The 20,150-nt window shown below is 57.3% G+C and carries 19 protein-coding genes; 8 read left to right on the top strand and 11 right to left on the bottom strand.

Features of this window, described 5'->3' with window-relative positions; translation table 11 throughout:
- The first annotated feature begins 12 nt into the window (after positions 1-12).
- Genes sqr through SE15_RS10215 form a run of 4 tightly spaced genes read left to right on the top strand, consistent with a single transcriptional unit; the run spans position 13 to position 2,841 of the window.
- The gene (gene sqr / locus SE15_RS10230; protein WP_054522017.1) at positions 13-1,245 is read left to right on the top strand and encodes a type III sulfide quinone reductase, selenoprotein subtype; all 1,233 of its coding nucleotides are present in this window, start codon (positions 13-15) and stop codon (positions 1,243-1,245) included.
- A 12-nt stretch (positions 1,246-1,257) separates the two neighbouring features.
- Entirely contained in the window at positions 1,258-1,959 is a 702-nt protein-coding gene (locus SE15_RS10225) for a DUF1641 domain-containing protein (protein ID WP_054522016.1), read from the top strand.
- A 34-nt stretch (positions 1,960-1,993) separates the two neighbouring features.
- A complete protein-coding gene (locus SE15_RS10220) occupies positions 1,994-2,311 on the top strand; it encodes a TusE/DsrC/DsvC family sulfur relay protein (protein ID WP_054522015.1) in 318 nt (105 codons plus the stop codon).
- Between the two features lie 29 nt (positions 2,312-2,340).
- On the top strand, positions 2,341-2,841 hold the full coding sequence (locus SE15_RS10215) for a DsrE/DsrF/DrsH-like family protein (protein WP_152965595.1): 501 nt from the start codon (positions 2,341-2,343) through the stop codon (positions 2,839-2,841).
- 60 nt (positions 2,842-2,901) lie between these two features.
- Here the strand turns inward: SE15_RS10215 and SE15_RS10210 are convergent, their stop codons facing one another.
- Entirely contained in the window at positions 2,902-3,555 is a 654-nt protein-coding gene (locus SE15_RS10210) for an MgtC/SapB family protein (RefSeq protein ID WP_054522013.1), read from the bottom strand.
- Between the two features lie 424 nt (positions 3,556-3,979).
- Here SE15_RS10210 and SE15_RS10205 point away from each other — a divergent pair, with 424 nt between their 5' ends.
- From SE15_RS10205 to uvrB, 4 genes are all read left to right on the top strand, one after another.
- Complete coding sequence (locus SE15_RS10205) at positions 3,980-4,603, top strand: hypothetical protein (protein ID WP_160316698.1); 624 nt, start codon at positions 3,980-3,982, stop codon at positions 4,601-4,603.
- A 5-nt stretch (positions 4,604-4,608) separates the two neighbouring features.
- Positions 4,609-5,232, top strand: a complete 624-nt coding sequence (gene pth, locus SE15_RS10200; protein ID WP_054522011.1) for an aminoacyl-tRNA hydrolase — start codon at positions 4,609-4,611, stop codon at positions 5,230-5,232.
- Positions 5,229-8,660 carry a transcription-repair coupling factor gene (gene mfd / locus SE15_RS10195; protein WP_054522010.1) on the top strand — a complete coding sequence of 1,144 codons (3,432 nt, stop codon included), beginning with the start codon at positions 5,229-5,231 and terminating at the stop codon, positions 8,658-8,660. The genes pth and mfd overlap by 4 nt, the downstream gene beginning before the upstream one ends.
- A gap of 202 nt (positions 8,661-8,862) precedes the next feature.
- Entirely contained in the window at positions 8,863-10,911 is a 2,049-nt protein-coding gene (gene uvrB, locus SE15_RS10190; RefSeq protein ID WP_054522009.1) for an excinuclease ABC subunit UvrB, read from the top strand.
- Here uvrB and SE15_RS10185 read toward each other — a convergent pair.
- From SE15_RS10185 to SE15_RS10145, 10 genes are all read right to left on the bottom strand, one after another.
- Positions 10,908-11,198, bottom strand: a complete 291-nt coding sequence (locus SE15_RS10185) for an acylphosphatase (protein WP_083461874.1) — start codon at positions 11,196-11,198, stop codon at positions 10,908-10,910. The two genes, uvrB and SE15_RS10185, sit on opposite strands and share 4 nt — an antisense overlap.
- Positions 11,195-12,391, bottom strand: a complete 1,197-nt coding sequence (locus SE15_RS10180) for a peptidase MA family metallohydrolase (protein ID WP_054522008.1) — start codon at positions 12,389-12,391, stop codon at positions 11,195-11,197. Before SE15_RS10180 ends, SE15_RS10185 begins: the two co-directional genes overlap by 4 nt.
- A gap of 30 nt (positions 12,392-12,421) precedes the next feature.
- Positions 12,422-13,480, bottom strand: a complete 1,059-nt coding sequence (locus SE15_RS10175) for a HEAT repeat domain-containing protein (protein WP_054522007.1) — start codon at positions 13,478-13,480, stop codon at positions 12,422-12,424.
- Between the two features lie 14 nt (positions 13,481-13,494).
- A complete protein-coding gene (locus SE15_RS10170) occupies positions 13,495-14,565 on the bottom strand; it encodes a M50 family metallopeptidase (RefSeq protein WP_054522006.1) in 1,071 nt (356 codons plus the stop codon).
- Positions 14,566-14,647: 82 nt separating this feature from the next.
- Positions 14,648-15,631 (bottom strand): diphosphomevalonate decarboxylase, encoded by a 984-nt coding sequence (gene mvaD / locus SE15_RS10165; RefSeq protein WP_054522005.1) that lies wholly within the window; start codon positions 15,629-15,631, stop codon positions 14,648-14,650.
- A 6-nt stretch (positions 15,632-15,637) separates the two neighbouring features.
- Positions 15,638-16,216, bottom strand: coding sequence for a class I SAM-dependent methyltransferase (locus tag SE15_RS10160; protein ID WP_054522004.1), 579 nt, complete (start codon positions 16,214-16,216; stop codon positions 15,638-15,640).
- Between the two features lie 89 nt (positions 16,217-16,305).
- The gene (locus tag SE15_RS10155; RefSeq protein WP_054522003.1) at positions 16,306-18,114 is read right to left on the bottom strand and encodes a glycoside hydrolase family 2 protein; all 1,809 of its coding nucleotides are present in this window, start codon (positions 18,112-18,114) and stop codon (positions 16,306-16,308) included.
- 158 nt (positions 18,115-18,272) lie between these two features.
- Complete coding sequence (locus tag SE15_RS10150; RefSeq protein ID WP_201778105.1) at positions 18,273-18,989, bottom strand: fatty acid desaturase; 717 nt, start codon at positions 18,987-18,989, stop codon at positions 18,273-18,275.
- A 22-nt stretch (positions 18,990-19,011) separates the two neighbouring features.
- Positions 19,012-19,347 (bottom strand): fatty acid desaturase family protein, encoded by a 336-nt coding sequence (locus SE15_RS14625; protein WP_201778092.1) that lies wholly within the window; start codon positions 19,345-19,347, stop codon positions 19,012-19,014.
- A 158-nt stretch (positions 19,348-19,505) separates the two neighbouring features.
- The gene (locus tag SE15_RS10145; RefSeq protein WP_054522002.1) at positions 19,506-20,147 is read right to left on the bottom strand and encodes a protein-methionine-sulfoxide reductase heme-binding subunit MsrQ; all 642 of its coding nucleotides are present in this window, start codon (positions 20,145-20,147) and stop codon (positions 19,506-19,508) included.
- Positions 20,148-20,150: the final 3 nt, after the last annotated feature.

Below are 20,150 nucleotides of genomic sequence, written 5' to 3'. Positions count from 1 at the left end.
GGAGTTGACTCTATGAAAAAAATCGTCATTCTCGGCGCCGGCACTGCAGGCACAATCGTTGCCAACCGCTTCAAGCGCTTGCTCGATTTTGGACGGTGGGAAGTTACGCTGGTGGATCCGGATCCTATTCACTACTACCAGCCTGGCTTCTTGTTTATCCCCTTCCGCATGTACACCCCAAAAGACGTCATCAAGCCCAAGCGTGACTTTATAGATCCTCCACTGCGTTTCATCCAATCCAAAGTTGAAGAAATTGACGCCGAGCACCGTCGCGTGCACCTGGCCGATGGGAGTGTATTGCCCTACGATTTTCTCATCATTGCAACCGGTGTAGATATTTACCCCGAGGAAACGCCGGGAATGCTGGATGGCGAATGGGGCAAAACCATCCATTCCTTCTATACCTTACCGACCAGCCTAGCCCTGCGAGACACTTTGCGCTCCTGGAAAGGAGGGCGTTTGGTTGTCAACGTCGTTGACAATCCCATCAAATGCCCAGTAGCACCCCTGGAATTCCTTATGCTGGCAGATTGGTATTTTCACCAGCAGGGCATGCGCGATCGGGTCGAAATCATCTACGCCACGCCGCTATCCGGCGCTTTCACCAAACCGACGGCTTCAAAACTTTTGGGAGAACTGCTGGAAAGCAAGAACATCAAAGTTGAGCCCGATTTCATGATTGAGCGGGTGGACCCAGACGCCAGGAAGATCGTTTCTTACGATGAGCGCGAGATCGAGTACGATCTATTGGTCACCATCCCGCTCAATAAGGGCGCCGAGGTGATTGGAAAATCGGGGTTGGGAAACGAACTTAACCTGGTGCCGGTGGATCCCCACACTCTGCGCGCCAAGGCCCATCCCAATATCTTCGTGCTCGGCGATGCTTCGGATGCTCCCGCCTCCAAGGCCGGGGCAACCGCCCACTTCTCAATTGACCTGTTTACCGAGCATTTCCTGGACTACGTAGAGACCGGCGAACTCCCGCCTTACTTCGATGGGCACGCCAATTGCTTCATCGAAACCGGTTTTGGCAAGGGGTTGATGATCGATTTCAACTACACCCAGGAACCCCTGCCTGGGCGCTACCCACTCCCCGGCATCGGCCCCCTGACCTTGCTGCAGGAATCCGAATTTAACCACTGGGGCAAACTGATGTTCCACTGGATGTACTGGCACATCCTGCTGCGCGGAATGGAACTGCCGCTTCCTGCCACGATGAGCATGGCCGGCAAGTGGAAGGTTTAGCGGAGGGGTATTATGGAGGCTGAAATCACCGCCCTGAACCAGAAACTGGACGCCCTCATGGAGCAGGTGGCTTACCTGAGCGAACAGGCCCGGTTGGCCGAGCGCGAACGCCAGGCGCGAGATGAACTCATCGAAACGGCTATGCCCATCGCCAAGGAAGCCCTGCGCCTGGGAAGTGAACAACTTGAGGAGATCCAGGAATACATCCAGCCAGAAGAATTGCTACGCCTGTTCAAGAAACTGCTTCGTCATGCGCGCCAGATTGAAACCCTGCTTGACCAACTGGATGCCCTCTACGATCTCATCGAGACACTAACCCCCGTCTCCAAGGATGTCCTGATGCGCCTCACCGAAGCCCTACAAACGCTGGAAGACAAAGGGTATTTCGCCTTTGCCCGTGGCGGGGTGCGCATTGTGGATAACATTGTCACCTCTTTCAGCGAAGAGGATGTTAATCGGCTGGGAGATAACATTGTGCTCATTCTCAACACCGTCAAGGACATGACCCAGCCCGAAATCCTGACCTTTGTCCGCAACACCCTGCTCCTGGCCGAAGAGGAGGTCGGTAAGCCGGTAGATATTTCGCTCTTCAGCCTTTTGCGCCAGTTGCAAGACCCGGCTGTTCGTCGCGGCCTGGCACTGACGCTGCGAGTCCTGCACGTTATCGGCCATCAGGCCGAATCGAAGTCCAACCCTGTATCTGCACAGGACTAAAACATAAATCCAAGTTTTGAAGGAGGAAATACCTATGCCTACCCGAGTCATTGCCGGAAAAACCGTGGAAGTGGACGCTGAAGGGTTCATGGTTAACCCCAATGAATGGAACGAAGCAATTGCGATTGAATTGGCCAAAGAAGAGGGTATCGAGGAGTTAACCCCCGAGCACTGGAAGGTGATCAACTTCTGCCGCCAGAGCGCTGGTGCCACCGGCAAGGCCCCCACCCTGCGCACGATCACCGCAGGAACGGGCATCTCCACCAAAGAATTATTTGCCCTCTTCCCCAAGGGCCCGGCCAAGAAGGTGGCCCGAATTGCCGGCCTGGGCAAGCCCGAGGGTTGTGTCTAATCTTTTTTCTCAATTAAGGAGGTTTGATCATGACAGAAGGAAATCGCCACATCGCCTTTATTTGCTCCAAGGGCAACTTGGATATGGCTTATCCGGCCCTGGTGATGGGATGGGCTGCTTTGGGCAACGGCGTGGATGTCACCATTTTCTTCACGTTCTGGGGACTGGATCTGATCAATAAACATCGGGTGGACCATCTGGAACTCCCACCCGTGGCGAATACCAGCATGAAGATGAACATGATGGGCATTCCGGGCAATCTGGGCATTCCCAACCTGGTTGGCGTTCTGCCCGGCATGACTGCGCTTGCCACAAAGCTAATGAAGGACAAAATGAAAGCCCTGGGCGTTCCCCCGGTACGGGAGTATTTACAGATGCTGGTGGATGGTGGTGCCAAACTCTACGCCTGCAAAATGACCGTGGACATGATGGGATTGACCATGGACGATTTCGTCGAGGGTGTCCAGGGGATCGTCACCGCCAGCGACTTCATTGATATGACCGAGGGTGCTCAGATCATCTTCATCTAAACGTTACTCCGATTTGTCCCCATGCCCCTGCCCAACGAAACGGCAGGGGCTTTCTGCTTCTCAATAGCGAAATTGCACGACCCACGGGGATGCCACCAGAAAAGCCACAAATTGTTCATGAGCTGCATGGCTTCCCAGCACCACCCAACGACAGCGCAAGAGTCCGGTGCTCTCCTTGAAGTACTCGCGTCGGATCAGGCGCAGAGCAACCTGCCCCATAGCCGCATGAATCTGTTCCAGCGACTCCGTTCCCCCCTGAACTACCATCTCATAAACTCGTTGCTCGCGCAGAAGGTCAATGCGCCGTTCAAAGGCAGGGAACAGCCACAACACAATGAGCGCAAACACGGTTACCAATCCCCCTAGCAGATACGCTCCTGCTCCCATGGCCATTCCTACCCCAGCGGTCAACCAGATAATGGCCGCTGTGGTCAATCCGGCAATACGCGGCCCCTCTCGGAGAATCGCCCCGGCCCCTAAAAAGCCAATCCCGGTGACAATGTTTGCTGCGATCCGTGAGATATCCCCTCCCCCAAAGGAGCGCGACAGCATTGTAAACAAAGCCGAACCCGCTGCAATGAAAATGAAGGTGCGGAAACCGGCAGACTTATCGCGATATTCGCGTTCCAACCCAATCAGCCCACCCGCGATCATGGCAGCCAGAATGGGAAGAAGCGTTTCATGCAAGAAAGTTTCTATCTGAACAGGATTCATAGGAATCACCCAACGAGAGCAGCACCACGCTTCTGGCAGCAACGGCAGAACCTTTTGTCAACCTACAAACCCTGGCCTTCAGGTACTGTGCCGGGGTCAAAGATGGGACGTCCAAGGGCGTCCTCTGCCCCAAGTGTATAATGCAGCGGTTTGCGCGTCAACCGTTTAACGCCCCCTACCCCATCTTCGACTAAACACCCAACAGTTTTACGCTTTGGCCTGCCAGATAAAAGACCGGGGCATCGGTCGCTCCGCTCGCTTAACTAACCGGGAGTCAGTTTCTCAGAAAGCGGATCACCCAAGAGGCCTGGCGGTTATACTGGCTGTCGGTTTTTGATACCATTTGTGGACTTCCTTCTTTGCAGGAAAGCCAGAAAAATACCTTCCCCTTGCCTTAAAGGGCATGGGGTTCTGGCGAATTTTCGTGATAAACTTAAATGCTATGCTCTGGGCCGTTTTTCGCCTGGTCATTCTTCTGAGTCTGGTTGGATCGGCACCGCTCTCGCAAGCCACGCCTCCGCTGCTCACCGCCCCCGAGCCCGGGGCTGTGCTGCACGGACAGGTGGCCATTCGCGCCGCTCTGCCTGAAGGCAATTGGGTGCGCTACGAACTAGAGTTTGCTTACCAGGAAGATCCCACCCAGACCTGGTTTCCCATTGTGCAATCCGAACAGCCCCCTGCCGCTGACCCGCTGGCCCTGTGGGATACTACCACGCTTACCGACGGCACCTACCGTCTGCGCTTGCGGCTCCTGCTGAAAGACGGCCGGGTCCTAGAACAGGTTGTTGAACACCTGCGGGTACGCAATTACACGCCGGTGGAATCCCCCACCCTTGAGGTGCTTACCAACGCCCCCACCCTCACACCCACTCTCCCTGCACAAAGCCCAACCCCTGCCCCATCGCCCACCCCCTTGCCTTCCAACCCACTGACGCTAACCCCCGGCACCCTCCTGACTACCCTGGCGCGTGGGGGGATGACCGCTCTGGGCCTCCTGATCTTTCTTGGATTGCTGGCCGGGATCCGTTCCCGCGCCCATCGTGGCTAGATCCGATGACCCATTCTTCTCCCTCTCCCCTCCCTCCGGAAACAACCGCCCCGCCCTACCTGCTAATTGGGCTGGGCAACCCTGGGCGCGTTTATGCACGCAACCGCCACAACGTGGGTTTCATGGTCATTGACGCGCTTGCCCGCCAGTTGAATCTGGGCACACCTCGCCTGCAAATGAAAGCCCTGATCCAGAACGGTTACCTAAACGGGCACAGGGTAATCCTGGCCAAGCCTCAAACTTATATGAATCTTTCAGGCGAGGCCGTTGGTAGCCTGGTGCGTTACTATAAAATTCCGCTGGCCCACCTTCTAGTCATACACGACGACCTCGACCTGCCCTTTGGGGTGATTCGCCTGCGTCCCGGCGGCGGCGCCGGAGGCCACAAAGGACTGATCTCGATTATTGAACGATTGGGGACACAGGCCTTTCCGCGCCTGCGCTTCGGCATCGGCCGACCACCGGGACGAATGGATCCTGCTGACTACGTTTTGCAAGATTTCAGCGAAAGCGACCAACCCGCTCTGGATCTGCTGATTGACCGCGCCGTGCAAGCCATCCGCGTCTTCGTCACCGAAGGACTTGACACCGCCATGAATCGTTTTAACGGTATGTCTCTTGACTCATGAACCTTGCCACACTGCTGGACGCCCTCCGTTCCCACTCTGAGTACCGCCATTTGCTGGATGACCTGCGCGATGGCTTGATCGTGCAAGGGATGGGGCTCATGCGTGCGGCTCGCCTGCCCCTGGCCGCGGCACTGCACCGCGATCTAACCACCCCCCTGGTCTGGGTGGTCGAGCGCACAGATCGTGCGCTGGCTCTTCAGGATGAACTCTCTCTCTGGTTGGGCGAAGGTGAACATTACCTCTTCCCCGAGCCCAACCCCCTTTTCTACGAGCACGCTGCCTGGGGGATGCTAACCCGCAAAGATCGCTTGCTGGTGCTTAGCCTGCTCAGCCGCTACCACCTGCCGGGCCTGCCACGCCCCGATTCCCCGCCGCTCATCGTGGCTCCCCTCCGCGCAGTGATGACCCGCACCCTACCCCGCCGGGAATTCGTTAAACACACCCGGCTGATCCGCGTTGGCCAAACCCTGCCCTTGGAAAATTTCCTGCGCCAATGCCTGGATATCGGCTACCAGCGCGTGGAGGTAGTCGTCGAGGCCGGACAGATCGCCCTGCGTGGCGGTATCCTCGATTTATGGCCGCCCACAGAACCCCTGCCGCTCCGTCTGGAATTCTTCGGCGATGAACTGGACACCCTGCGCCAGTTCGATCCTGCCACCCAGCGCACTGTCCACAATCTCGAACAAGCCCTCATCACTCCGGCCCGTGAGGTGCTTCCGGTTAAGGCAGCCGCGGCAGGGCTTACTCCAGAAGAGGCGGATGAATTCTGGCTGCCCCTGGTTTATCCCTTACCGGGCAGCCTGCTGGATTATCTTCCTCGGGGTACGCTGCTCATTTTTGACGATCTGGACCTGTTGCGTAACACCGCCAATGAAATTGAAGAATTGGCCGTGCGAATGCGCCAGGATAGCATTGCAGAGGGCCTGCTGGCTCCGGATTTTCCGCTCCCCTACCTTCCCTGGTCCGAACTCCAGGATCTGCTAGGCGATTTCCTCTGGCTTGAAATGGGCCACAGTCAGGATGAGGAAGGACATCCGCTGGCAAGGCAGTTTCAGCCCCAGCCGCGCTTTGGGGGGCGCCTCAAATCCTTCCTGGAGTGGCTGGCCCTGCGTGGCACCGCTGAGGAGGAGGTGCTGATCGTATCTCGCCAGGTGTCGCGCCTGCGCGAGTTATGGGATGAACACCGTCGCTACCTGTCTGCCGCTGCGGAACAACACGTGCATTTTATTGAGGGAAGTTTGAGCGAGGGCTGGATGCTCGCTCGTCCCGACGGCAAACCCCTTCACCTGGTGGGAGACAGTGAACTTTTCGGCTGGGAACGCCCTCAGCCGCGCCGCCGCGCTCGTCCTCAAGCAGCCCCTCCCGAAGCCATCTACGCCGATCTCAAGCCGGGGGACTGGGTGGTCCACGTAGATTATGGCATTGGGCGCTTCGTGGGACTGGTCCGCCGCACTCTGGAAGGGGTGGAACGCGAGTTTTTGTGCATTGCTTATGCCGAAGGCGATCAGCTCTTTGTTCCGGTGCATCAGGCCGATCGCATCAGCCGCTACATCAGCCCCGATGGCGAAGAGCCCACCCCCACCCGTCTGGGGACCGCGGATTGGAATACCACCAAGCAACGCGTGCGCGAAGCCGTCCGCGAGGTGGCACGTGAATTGCTGGAACTATATGCCAAACGCCAAGTAGCCCAGGGGTTTGCTTTTAGCCCAGATACACCCTGGCAGCAGGAACTGGAAGCCAGTTTCCCCTACATTGAAACCGAGGACCAACTGCGTGCCATCGAAGAAGTTAAGCGCGACATGGAAAGCCCACGCCCCATGGATCGCTTGCTCTGCGGTGATGTGGGCTATGGTAAGACCGAGGTTGCATTACGCGCCGCTTTTAAAGCGGTGATGGATGGCAAGCAAGTGGCCGTTCTGGTACCCACCACCATCCTTGCCCAGCAGCATTATGAGACCTTCCGCCAGCGATTAGCGCCCTTCCCCGTCAACGTCGAGATGCTCTCTCGCTTCCGCAAGCCCAAAGAACAGGAAGACATCCTGATTCGCCTGGCGCTGGGCGACATTGACATTATTATCGGCACCCATCGCCTGCTCCAGCCGGACGTGGTTTTCAAAGACCTGGGGCTGGTCATCATTGATGAGGAACAACGCTTTGGGGTCACGCACAAGGAGTACTTCAAGAAACTGCGCACCGAGGTGGATGTGCTCACCCTGACGGCCACCCCCATTCCGCGCACCCTTTATATGGCACTGGCCGGCGTGCGCGACATTTCGGTGATCAACACCCCTCCGGCAGAACGCCTCCCTGTGATCACCCACATCGGCCCTTATTCCCCTCGGCTGGTACGACAGGCCATCTTGCGTGAAATGGAGCGTGGTGGGCAGGTTTTCTTTGTGCATAATCGCGTCCAGACCATACAGGCAATGCGACGTCACCTGGAAACCCTGGTCCCCGAAGCCCGCATCGCCGTGGCACACGGTCAGATGCCCGAGGAGGAACTGGCTAAGGTAATGGAACGTTTCACCCGCGGCGAGGTGGATGTTCTACTTTGTACCTCAATCATCGAATCCGGTCTGGACATCCCCAACGCCAATACCCTCATTGTAGATCGCGGGGATACTTTTGGACTGGCCCAATTGTATCAATTGCGCGGGCGGGTCGGGCGTGGCACTCAGCGCGCCTATGCGTACTTCTTCCGTCACCGCAAGCGTCCCCCCACACCTGAAGGCCAGGAGAGGCTGGAAATCATTGCTGAAAACACGCAATTGGGTTCGGGGTATGCCATTGCCATGCGCGATTTGGAAATGCGTGGTGCCGGTGAGATCCTGGGCACCCGCCAGCATGGGTATATCGCCAGCGTGGGCTTTCATCTGTACACCCGCCTGCTGGCCCAGGCCGTGCGAGAACTGCGTCGAGAGTACCCCTTGGCCGGAGGCGCTGAACCCACCCAACCTTCAGCCGACTTGGGTTTGATGGTGAACGTGGATTTACCCCTGGACATTGGCATCCCGATTTCATATGTGCCCGCTCAGAGCACCCGTCTCAGCCTCTACCGCCGCCTGGCCGAAGCCCGGAGCGAAAACGAACTGGCTGCTCTCAGCGATGAATTCCATGATCGTTTTGGCCCGCTTCCGGAATCCGTCCAAAACCTGTTCTTCCAAATGCAGGTCAAACTGCGCGCCGAGGCCGCGGGCTTGGCCTCGGTCAGCGTGGAGAGCGGGCAACTGGTCTTGCGCTATCCACCACGCCCCGACGATGCACCACCCCGCCCTCTACCTTCCTTGGAACCTCTGGCCCGCACGGGTAAGAACGCCTACTGGATGTCTTTTGACCCGGACGACCCCCAATGGCGCGAACGCCTGCTCAAGGTGTTAGAGCGCCTCAGTCACCTCGAACAGCCGCAGACCGAGGTTTCGGATCGCTGATCGTGCCTCGGAAAGCGCTTCATACCCCGCTGGCCGTGCTCAACACCACCCCTGGTATACGCGCTTAACTGACTGCATTGAAAAGCCAGCAATCCGGCTTCGTCACCCATCGTAGCAATTCCTCCCACTCGTTTGAAAATATGATAGAATGATCCGTGTTCGAACAAATGTTTCACTCATCCGATTATCAGGTAGAGACCTTATGAAATTTAAACTCCAGGCCCCCTATCACCCCACCGGGGATCAACCCGAAGCCATCCGCCAATTAGTCGAGGGCGTGCGGCGCGGCTATCGGCATCAGGTGCTGTTGGGTGCAACCGGGACGGGCAAAACCTATACCATTGCCAATGTCATCGCCGAACTGCAAATGCCCGCGCTGGTGATGGCCCACAATAAAACTCTGGCCGCCCAGCTCTATGCCGAGTTTAAGCAGTTCTTCCCCGATAATGCCGTTGAATACTTTGTTTCGTACTACGACTACTACCAACCTGAGGCTTATGTACCTCAGCACGATCTGTACATTGAAAAAGAAACTGACATAAACGAAGAAATTGACCGCCTGCGCCTGGCCGCAACCACTGCGCTGATGTCGCGGCCAGATGTGATCATCGTCGCCTCCGTTTCCTGCATCTACGGCCTAGGCGATCCCCAGGCGTACGGGAAAAGCGTGATTGATCTGCAAATCGGTGGTATTTACCGTCGCAATGCTCTGCTACGTCAGTTGGTTGAGAGTCAGTATCAACGCAACGACTTTGAACTTCGTCCCGGTGTTTTTCGCGTTCGCGGGGATACTCTGGAGATCTTCCCGGCTTATGAGGATAAGCGTGCTTATCGCATCACCTTCTTTGGCGATGAGGTTGAGCGTATCCAGGTGGTCAACCCCCTCACTGGCGAACTGCTCGAACAACCCGAACAAATTGCCATTTACCCTGCCAAACACTACATCACCGAGCAAGAACGCCTGCAAAAAGCCCTCCAGGATATCGAGGCCGAACTGGAAGAGCGCCTGGCTTACCTGCGCGCCCAGGGGAAATTGCTGGAGGCCCAGCGTCTGGAACAGCGCACGCGCTACGACCTGGAAATGCTGCGCGAGGTGGGCTACTGCGCCGGCATTGAGAACTACTCGCGCCATCTCGATCAGCGTCCTGCCGGCTCGCCTCCCTGGACTCTGATGGACTACCTGCCCAGCGAGTATCTGCTCATCATTGACGAATCCCACATGACCATCCCGCAGATCCGAGGCATGTACCACGGCGACCGCTCACGCAAAGAGGTGCTGGTGGAATACGGCTTCCGTTTGCCCTCGGCGTTGGACAACCGTCCTTTGACCTTTGAAGAGTTTGAGCAGCGCATGGGATACACCATATACACCTCGGCCACTCCCGGCCCCTACGAACTGGCACGCGCCGATCAGGTGGTTGAGCAAATTATTCGCCCCACCGGGCTGCTCGATCCGGTGGTGGAAGTACGTCCCACCCAGGGCCAGATTGATGACCTTGTCAAAGAGATCCGCCAACGCGTCGAGCGCGGCGAGCGGGCTCTGGTCACGACCCTGACCAAACGCATGGCCGAGGACCTGGCAGACTACCTGATGGAACTGGGCATCAAAGTGCACTACCTACACTCCGAAATTGATACCCTCGAACGGGTGGGCATCCTGCGCGATCTGCGTCTGGGGGTTTTTGATGTAGTGGTGGGCATCAACTTGCTGCGCGAGGGACTTGATTTGCCCGAGGTTTCTCTCGTCGCCATTCTGGATGCCGACAAAGAAGGCTTTTTACGTTCCGCCACCGCGCTCATCCAAACCATTGGACGCGCTGCACGCCACGTCAATGGGCACGTGATCATGTACGCCGACCACATCACCGACGCCATGCGCCAGGCTATTGATGAAACCAACCGCCGTCGTGCCAAACAAATGGCCTATAACCAGGCTCATGGGATCGAGCCCGTCAGCATCGTCAAGGCCGTCCATGACCTGACCGAACGGTTGAGTGCCGCCGCCGTGGCTGAAGGGCGCGCTGAGTACAGCGCTGGCCGGGCAGCCGCTCGCACGGCTTCTGCCCGTGAACTGAAACACTTAATCACCGAATTAGAACAGCAAATGAGAGCCGCAGCGAAGAATCTGGAATTTGAAAAAGCGGCCGCTTTGCGAGACCAAATCTTTGAGTTGCGGGCACTGCTGGCCGAGGAAAGCAACCTGCCGCCCTGGCAAAAAGCCCGCCTGCTAGCCGGTGAGGAAGCGCCCTAAACCGTGGGACGGATTTCAAACCGTCGAAATTCGCCGCTGGCCGGCGACCATTCGACATCTACCCCCGTGACCACAGCAGCGCGGGGGCCGCGGCGCAAGTGATCCAGCAAGGCTTCCAGGCGCGGACGCGGACCCTCTGCCACCACCTCAACATCCCCATCAAAGGTGTTGCGCACCCACCCAACCAGCCCCAAGGCCAGGGCCCGATCCTGAACAAAATAGCGAAAACCGACCCCTTGCACATGACCATGGATCAAAGCGTGAAGGCGCACGGCATCTGTTGTCACGGCTCCTCCTGTCGGGGAAGATGTGAGCGATGAGGGTGGACGAGAAACGCGCTGATAAGTACTGGCAAAGTGATCAAAACCCCCAGTACTAAATAAGGCCACAAATGGCGCCAGGCACGTTGCCACACATTAACTCCCAGCACGTCCTGCTGCCATTCGCGTTCTAATTGCATCAGCGGGATCCCCAACCCTGCCTGCACGCCCTCCTCACATCCCCGGCCGTCCTGGTAGACCCGTGTCAGCGCCGTCAACCCACTGCGCCCAAAACGCTCCTGCAGATAGCGCACGAACGAAGCGGATTGGGCATAAGCCAGAAAAGCACCGGCTGTCTCGCGCGGGAAGGCACGGCACAAACTCTGCATGGGGAGCAAACGATCCTCCCGAAGCGCCCGTTCCAATGCACGCTGATAATCTGGGTTGGGGTATAACTCAGCCAGTGAGGCCACTCCTTCTGCCAGCCAAACCGGCAATTGCTCGTAGGCTTCCCCCATCAACCGGTATTGCAAAAGATGCGCAATCTCGTGCGGGATCTGGCGCTCCATCTCTGCCACCTGATCCGGCCCAGGGGGGATCGCCACCAACACAATTCCCGTCTTTGGGCTGGCATGGCCTGCCAACCAGGGGGTTTGAGACAGGCTCAGCGCCTCCTGCAGGCTTTGAATATCCGGGTAGACATAGATTTGCAAAGGAGCGGGAGGCTCGGCCTCCAGAAGCGATTGGGCTTTACTGAGACCATTCTGCGCGGCCAGGAGTGCCGCCCGTCCAAAGGCCAGATCGCCTTCCACCCATCCCACCTGGATTATGCCATCTTGCAGTTCCTGCCACTCAAAGCGGTCATCGCGGTAGATAAACTGATAACGCGCGCTCTCCACCACCTGCCCATCATCCCGTCTAACCTGAAACCAATAGGTAATGCGGGAAAAGGGTGTCAGCGCACGCCCTGACAAATTCCAGGTGTAGACCAATTGTCCGGCGGCGGTCGGGGTGAGGTTAACGGTAAGGGGTGGCTGACCCTCGGGGGAGATAAGCAATACGACTTCGCGCGGCGGAACGGAAAGGCGCAGGTGAGCCTGAAAGATCACTTGCTCACCAAACCTGGGTTCTGCGGAGACCCCTTCAACAATGGGATCTGTGGCTACCTGCGGCCACCAGAGAGTTTGCCACCACAGCACTGCCACGACCAGCCAGCCCAATTCGCCCCACCTCCCCGCTGAGATCACACCTCAGTTCAAGCGCGCCAGCAAGTCCTCGTCCAGATCCTCGTCCTCACCCTCTTCCTCAGACGCAAGATCAATGATGTGATCAAGATCTTTCTCGTCCTGGACTTCAAACTCGAACATTCCAAACGGCATCACCCCTTCATTGAAGGAGAGGTTATCCAAAGCATCCTCGATGAAAGCGGCCTCATCATCATCTTCGGTTTCGGCCAGCAGTCGCTCCAATGCCTCCTGCACTCCTTCCCCTCCAATTTGCGAAAGCGACCATATGGCGGCCATGCGCACTTCCTCGTCTTCGATCCCCTCTTCAAGCATCTTTAAGAGGGGTTCACGCGCCTCCTCCACTTCCAGTTCGCCTGCCGCCCGCACCGCTTCGAGTTGCACATCGAAATCAGGATGATCCAGCATGCGCACCACATGTTGCCCCCATGCCGGATCGGCCGAGCGTCCCATTGCAAAAAGTGCGCTGGCCACCCAGGTGGGATCACTGCTGGTATAAGCGCGCAGGATCAAGGTAGGCACCTCCTGACGGCTGGAAAAACCAAGCGCCTCCAAAGCCCGTCGTTGCACCAGCGGCGAGCGGTCGCGGCTCAATGCACCAAGCAGGTGATCTTCCACCATGTGCAAGGTGGTCTCCGGGAGTTCCTCAACCTCGCCGAGGTAAACGAATTGGGCCAGCACCGAAGCCGCTTGAGCCCGCACAATTTCATCACTATCCTCTTCCATCATCTGAATCATCTTTTGAATCAGATGCGGATCCTGGCACTCCCACAGCAGGCTAAGCGCACCCGCCCGCACCCGTGGGTCTTCATCATCCAGGGCGAATTTACTCAGTTCATCAAACGAGACCAATGTGTCGGCCTCGGCCAGCATCTCCAGATCTTCCATGAGCGCTGCCCGCCGCTCGGCTGGCACCTGCTTCCACACCTTCTTTAGGCTTTCCAGATCCTCAGGGCTGAGATCTGAGAAGCGATGCAAAAAGCGCGCCGGGAACGGCTGGTTCATATCCAGCAGGGCTTCCAAAACCTGCTCAAACGAAACTTGCTTACGCGATTTTCTTGACATACGTGCCTCTTTCTCTAGGGTAATACCACCGGATTAAGAATATCCTGGGCGGTGATATACAGGAAAAACAATAATAGCAGAACAAAACCAATGGTGTGGATCAGTGCCTCATATCTGGGCGGTACGCGCCGACCTATCACCAGTTCGGGCAAGATAAAAAGAATGCGCCCACCATCCAGAGCGGGAAGCGGCAACAAATTGGCAAACCCCACCGCGACTGAAATCAGCGCCATCAGGCGCAGCGTCAGGGTGGATTCAATTGGACTGGCCCCCGCCTGTTCATTTTCAATATCTCGCTCACGGGCTTGGGAGAAAATGGTGTAAATGCCAACCGGACCGACCACCCGGCTCTGCTCAGGGGGAATCTCCCCACGCGCTGCCGCAATGAGGGAACGTGGGATCTGGATCAGCCCCTCCCAAGTAGCCCGTGAGGCCCAGGGCAACGTCTCAAACCAGGAGGAGGCCGCCCGCCAGGGGGTGGCCATGCGAATCCCCAACGCCCCCTGACCTGGAGGCGGGTTAAGGCGGGGAGTAGCCCGCAGGGTGATTAACGTACCCTGCCGTTCGACAACCAGGGTAATTTCCTGCCCACGATGCTGACTGATGATCTGACTCAGTTGCGACATGCTGGTAATGGCCACGCCGTTAACCTCACGAACCAGATCACCTGCCAGGATGCCAGCCTGAGCCGCCGGAGAATCGGGCTCAACATAATCCACCATGACCTTGGTGACCTCAGGAACACCTGCTTGCAAGAAAAACACGCTGAAGAGAACCAACCCGGTCAACAGGTTCATGAAGGGCCCGGCCAGTAGTACGACAATCCGCGCCAGGGGCTTTGCGTTGATAAATCCCCCCGGTACACTGGGGTCATTTTCGCCGGAAAGACGCACAAAAGCGCCGAAGGGAATCCAATTCAAAGTGACTTCAGTTTCACCAACCCGGAACAGGCGCACCAGGCGCGGCGGAAAACCAAAACCGAACTCCTCAACCCGGATGCCAAACATCCGGGCGGCCAGATAGTGCCCGAACTCATGCAAAAACAGCGTCAGGCTGAAGAAAATGAAAAACTCTAGAAAGATCATCGCCTCTACCTTTTATGTTTTTAACCGTTATCGTTTCCACCCTGATTATATCGCTTTTGGGTATACCGGGCAAAAATCGTGCTCAACCTTGCACCCCCACCAGGCGCGCCGGACCTCCGATCTCCGCGACAATCACCTCGCGCACTCCCGGAAAGTTCTGCAACCGTCTTTGAACATTTTCAGCATATTCGGGCAGACAAATTACATGCACGTTAGGCCCGGCATCCAGGGTGTAGAAGGCGGCGACCCCCTCACGGCGCCACGACGCAACCGCACGCATGAGATCCACCGAAACGCCCTGCCAGTAGATCAAAGGGGGCCGTGACGTCATCATCACTGCATGCATCATCATGCTATCTTGCTCAGCAATTTCGGCTAACGCCTCAAAATCGCACCGCCAGATCGCCTGACGGGCAACCCGCAGTCGCCGTGGTGCATCCACCAAGCGTGCCACCTGCAGGGGGCTGGTTGCCGCTAACCGATGCCCCTGACTCGAGCCTACGGCTTTATGGGCGGCTTCCACAATCGCCACGCAATCCACCAAGGGCCAGTGTTCGGGTGGGGCAATTGAGAAGGCATAGGAATCGGCATCTCCCCGACCGGGTTGCCATTCCACGAACCCTCCTGGGACGGAACGCGCCGCAGACCCCGAACCGCGCCGTGCCAGGCGAGAGAGCACGGCTTCATCCAGGTGCAAGCCCAGAGCGGCTGTTGAAGCCAGCGCCAGCGCCGCAAATGCTGCAGCGGAGGAGGCTAGGCCGGCGCCTGCTGGAAAATTATTCTCACTTTCCACCCGTGCCGCCAGATTGCGTCCAGCCAGACCCCGCACAAGGTCCAAAAACCGCACAACCCGTTCGCGCGGCTCTCCCTCCAGAGGCTGACCATTGAGCCAGACCTCATCTTGAGCCAACGCAGGATCGAACCGCACGCAGGTGCGGGTGAAAAGCCCGCCCAGGTTCATGGAAAGCGAGCCGTTCGCCGGCAGGCGCAGTTCGGCATCACGGTTGCCCCAGTATTTAATAAAAGCAATGTTGGGATGGGCAATGGCAGTGGCTGTTGTTTCCATACCCCTTCACCTGCCCTTTTGGGCCATGACAAGATAGGCGTCTTCGTGCTGCCAGGGCGAATCCAGCAGGGTTAGCCCAGCAGTTTGGAGTCCGTTGCGAATCACCCCGACATCTAGACGATGAGCGCGCGGGGGACCATCCTCATGAACCGCATCTGGACGCCAATCCAGCACCGCCACCCGGCCGCCAACCTTCAGAACACGCTGGATTTCACGCATCAGGTAGTCCAGTGGTTCAATCTCATGAACCACGAAAGCCGCCCAAATCAGATCTGCGCTTGCCGCTGGGAGCGGGATGCGCGGCAGTTCAATGCACATTGTGTGGACCTGCTCCGGAGGATGACGAGCCATCAACGCATCCAGCATTTCGCGACTGATATCTAGCGCCCAAACTACCCCGGTAGAAGTGACCAGATCGGCCAGGGGAAAGGTCCAAAAACCCGGCCCACACCCCAGGTCCACCACCACCTGACCCGGCTGCACTCCAACCTGACGTAGCAAGGCTCGTGGATGCCACTTGGCTTCACGCGCGGCTTCCAGGAGAACCGCATGTTTTTTGGGGTTAAAACGCTTTGCTTCAGACACAACTGCCTCTAAAAATATTCCCATCAGGAGTTTCGGATGAATTATAGCCCGAAGTTTGTTGACCAGGGGACGAGCAGCGTTGGACGCCCTCACTTCTCATTTGCCCCTTGAGCCGCCTCCCGTGCCGTCTGCATCAACCTTGCGTGAGCCACACGCACCCGATCTTCATCCATCTTGACCACGGCTCGGTCATAGGTCAGGTAGCCGTTCACCTCGATCTCCACATCACTGGTCTGGGTATAAACGGCTGCCGAAAGGCCCGCCTCCACCCAAGGACGCACTTGCTCATCCAGCAGGCGTTCATAGGCTGCCGTCAGATCCGGGATGGTCCTAAAGTGCTTATACCCAAAGCGCCGGCGGGGATTCCAGAGATGATTACAGATTTCCAGGCTATAGCCCCCAAATTCAGACAGCACCACGGCCCGGTCTTCCTCGGGTGGAATCGGCCGGAGGGGTTTACCATAAATGTGATAAGAGCAAAAGTCGCCGCCCTGCTGATCATACCATCCACTGGCGTGATCTACCAGGCGGGTTGGATCGTAGGCTTTGAGCCACTCAGCAATGGCACGCGCCTCAAACTGCCCCCACCCCTCGTTAAAAGGCACCCACACCCCAATACTGGGGAAAGGATGAAGATGGTCCACCATTGCCCGTAACTCGCGGCGGTAATCCTCCCGCGCTGCAGGGGACTGCCGGCCAAAGCGCCACAGAGCATGTTGATCGCTCTGATGCAATCCCATCAAAAGGGTTAAAGTGGCCTCTAAAAGGCCCTGGGCACGCCCGCCGTTGGGCATATCTTGCCAGACGATCAATCCTATCTGATCACAGGCATGATAATAGCGAGCCGGTTCAACTTTGACGTGTTTACGCACCATGTTGAAGCCCAATCGCTTGAGAAAAGCGAGTTCCCAACGCATCGCCTCTTCCGAAGGAGGGGTGTAAAGGCCATCCGGCCAATACCCCTGATCCAGCGGACCTAACATGAACAGCGTCTCCCCGTTAAGCAAAACCCGAGTTCGCCCTCGCCCGTCTTTACCCAGCCGAAATTCGCGCATTCCAAAATAACTTTGCACACGATCTCCTTCGGCACTCACCACCAGATCATAAAGGAACGGTGAATCCGGACTCCAAAGGCGTGGCGAAGGCAAGGGAATGACCAACTCCGTTGCAGAGGTGGGCACGCGCGCCTCGGCCACTTTGACCCCTTCGGCAAACACCTCTGCCTGCACGTTATGCAAGGTTGCCGTGCCGCCCGCCAGAACCCGCACCCGCACCGACTGCCCGGCCACATCCGGTGTAATCCGCAGCCCGGCCACATAATGGTCAGGAACGGCCTCCAACCAGACAGTCTGCCAGATCCCCGAAACGGAGGTGTACCAAATCGCATGTGGCTGACGCGCCTGCTTTCCGCGTTGCTGCCAGTGAGCATCTGTGGGATCCCACACTGCCACAATAACTTCCTGCTCACCCGGACGCAAGTAAGGGGTAATATCAAATCCAAACGGGAGGTATCCTCCCCGGTGACGGCCTACCAGGGTACCGTTCACCCAAACCTCTGCTTCCCAATCCACCGCCCCAAAGTGGAGCAGCACACGGCAACCCTCCCACGCTTCCGGCAACTTGAAGGTACGCCGATACCACAAGCGCTGCTCGGGGAGCAACGGACGCATCACACCCGAAAGTGCCGCTTCAATCGCAAAGGGCACTCGAATTTCGCCTGTGAAGGTGGGAGGTGTGGATTGCTCACGTGGAGCGATCCCATATTGCCAGAGGCCATTCAAGTTTAGCCACGCTTCTCGTACCATCTGTGGACGAGGGTACTCCGGCCAGACTACCTCAGACAGTAACGCCCGGCCCCACCGAGTCATCAGCGGTGCACGTTGAGGTTGCCAGACCATCGTGCTTTTGCCTCCCTGAGAGTTTAAAGTGTCGGAGAAAACCCATCCCGGCTGGATAGCCTGGGTGGATAAAATATTGTTACTATCATAGCACACAAAAAATCACAGACCGGCTTGCATGCTCACCGGTCTGTGACAAGCAGAGGCATACTCAAAACCTAAGAGGGATTCGACAAAGTCGCCTTTCCCGTTTGGCCCTCACCCACAGGGGGTGCTTCGGTTTTCGGGAAGCCTTCCATGCGTTGACGGGATTCGTTATACACCTTGAGGCGAACGGTGCGCAGACTTTCGGGAATGGTCACCACCCGCGCCCATCGCTGCAAGATGGGAGAACGGCGCTGGCACTCGGCCAGGTAGTAATTGGGAATGCGTGGGCTGAGGTGGTGAATGTGATGATAGCCAATGCTACCGGTAAACCATTCCAGCACTTTGGGTAATTTGTAGTAGGAAGCCCCCAGCAAAGCCGAAGCCACATAATTCCAGTTCTCCGCCCGCTCCCAGTACACATCTTCAAACTGATGTTGGATGTAGAACAACCAAATGCCACCGGTTCCGGCAAGCCAGATGACCGGAAGCTGGATCATCACATATGCCTTCCAGCCCACCAGCGCAATCAGCCCGGCGGCTAAGGCCACGATGCCCAGATTGGTCAGCCACACACTGTGGGTTTGACGCTTGCCATACCGCGGCAAGGGCAAGCGATGCATTATCAAGAACATGAAAATTGGCCCCAGGATAAACATCACCAGCGGGTTGCGGAAAAAGCGGTAACCCAATTTCTCCAACCAGGCCTTTTCATAAAATTCCTCAAGGGTCAGCGTCGTCACATCTCCCACCCCACGCTTGTCTAAATTACCGCTAGTGGCATGGTGAATGGCGTGGGAATGCCACCACTGCTCACCGGGGGGTAAACACTAGAATGCCTAGCCAGAAGCCCACTGTGCGGTTCAGTCGAGTAGAAGGGAAAAACGAGTTATGACCGCAGTCATGAAAAAAGATAAATACACGAATCAAAAAACCAGCCGCCAATACGGCCAGCCCAAGAGTCAACACATACGAAACGGCCAGACTGCGGTACATCAAGTACCACAACACACCGTAGGGTACAAGAGTGTTGATCAGTTGCCAAATGGCCCGACGCGTATCCGCACGCTGGAAAGCAGCAATCTCACGATTGATCTCATTAAGTTTCGGCAAGGCAGCCAGACGCGCCTCGCGGGTTGTGGTTTCCATAGCAGGCTTCTCCAAAATACTAAGAGGATATTTCCATTCTAGCCTGCTTCCACCTTCCGCCCATGCCCATTACAGAGCATTCCGGTCATATTTCGGGTCACACTCCCCGCTCTTGAAGCATATGCCCTCACCCCGTTCTCCCCTCCCCCGTGGGTGCATCAGAGCCGCCTTTTCATGCTCTTCCAGGCCATTCGGAGCAAACGCCCCCCTAAGAGCACACCCACGCCGGCACCCACCAGCCAGGGTTTCCACACATCGCCGCGCAAACGTAAAGCATCCCCCTTAACCACCAGCACCAGATGCACCAGTACCAGAAGCGCAGACGCATAAACCAACCGATGCAACACCTTCCAACGCCACCCGAGCCTGCGCTGGATGCGCCGCAGTGAGGTCACGGCCAGGATACTGAGGATGAGGAAAGCGGCAGCCCCAAACCATAAATAGGGCTTCTCACGAAATTCTGCCCCTAACCAGCCCCAGTTCCACGCGTAGTCCACTCCCGCATAGAGCACGACATGAGCCAGGGCATAAGCAAAGGCATACAGTCCTAGGGGACGCCGCCAGCGCACGAACCACGCCCAGCCGCGCACCCACGACAGAGGCGTACAAGCCAGCGACGCCAGCAACAGCAACACAGCCGCATCACCGCTGCGTTGAATGGCCACCTGCAAAGGATTGATCCAATACATCCCCCGCCAAAACCCAATCCCAAAGAAAACCAACGGCGCCACCCCCAGGCCGTGAACCCAGAGAAGCCACGCCCGGGGTTCAACCGCCTTGCGTGCCAACACCCTTGCCATGAG

Source organism: Thermanaerothrix daxensis (assembly GCF_001306145.1).
GTDB classification, from domain to species: domain Bacteria; phylum Chloroflexota; class Anaerolineae; order Anaerolineales; family Anaerolineaceae; genus Thermanaerothrix; species Thermanaerothrix daxensis.
Note: the sequence above shows the minus strand (reverse complement) of the source record. Positions and strands in the feature narration are given on the sequence as shown.

Bases quoted from the DNA above. Each gene is read 5' to 3' on its own strand.
- pth (WP_054522011.1), top strand. From the start codon at position 4,609: ATGACCCATTCTTCTCCCTCTCCCCTCCCTCCGGAAACAACCGCCCCG.
- SE15_RS10220 (WP_054522015.1), top strand. From the start codon at position 1,994: ATGCCTACCCGAGTCATTGCCGGAAAAACCGTGGAAGTGGACGCTGAA.
- SE15_RS10170 (WP_054522006.1), bottom strand. From the start codon at position 14,565: ATGATCTTTCTAGAGTTTTTCATTTTCTTCAGCCTGACGCTGTTTTTG.
- SE15_RS10155 (WP_054522003.1), bottom strand. From the start codon at position 18,114: ATGGTCTGGCAACCTCAACGTGCACCGCTGATGACTCGGTGGGGCCGG.
- uvrB (WP_054522009.1), top strand. From the start codon at position 8,863: ATGAAATTTAAACTCCAGGCCCCCTATCACCCCACCGGGGATCAACCC.
- SE15_RS10215 (WP_152965595.1), top strand. From the start codon at position 2,341: ATGACAGAAGGAAATCGCCACATCGCCTTTATTTGCTCCAAGGGCAAC.
- SE15_RS14625 (WP_201778092.1), bottom strand. From the start codon at position 19,347: ATGGAAACCACAACCCGCGAGGCGCGTCTGGCTGCCTTGCCGAAACTT.
- SE15_RS10210 (WP_054522013.1), bottom strand. From the start codon at position 3,555: ATGAATCCTGTTCAGATAGAAACTTTCTTGCATGAAACGCTTCTTCCC.
- SE15_RS10225 (WP_054522016.1), top strand. From the start codon at position 1,258: ATGGAGGCTGAAATCACCGCCCTGAACCAGAAACTGGACGCCCTCATG.
- sqr (WP_054522017.1), top strand. From the start codon at position 13: ATGAAAAAAATCGTCATTCTCGGCGCCGGCACTGCAGGCACAATCGTT.
- mvaD (WP_054522005.1), bottom strand. From the start codon at position 15,631: ATGGAAACAACAGCCACTGCCATTGCCCATCCCAACATTGCTTTTATT.
- mfd (WP_054522010.1), top strand. From the start codon at position 5,229: ATGAACCTTGCCACACTGCTGGACGCCCTCCGTTCCCACTCTGAGTAC.
- SE15_RS10175 (WP_054522007.1), bottom strand. From the start codon at position 13,480: ATGTCAAGAAAATCGCGTAAGCAAGTTTCGTTTGAGCAGGTTTTGGAA.
- SE15_RS10145 (WP_054522002.1), bottom strand. From the start codon at position 20,147: ATGGCAAGGGTGTTGGCACGCAAGGCGGTTGAACCCCGGGCGTGGCTT.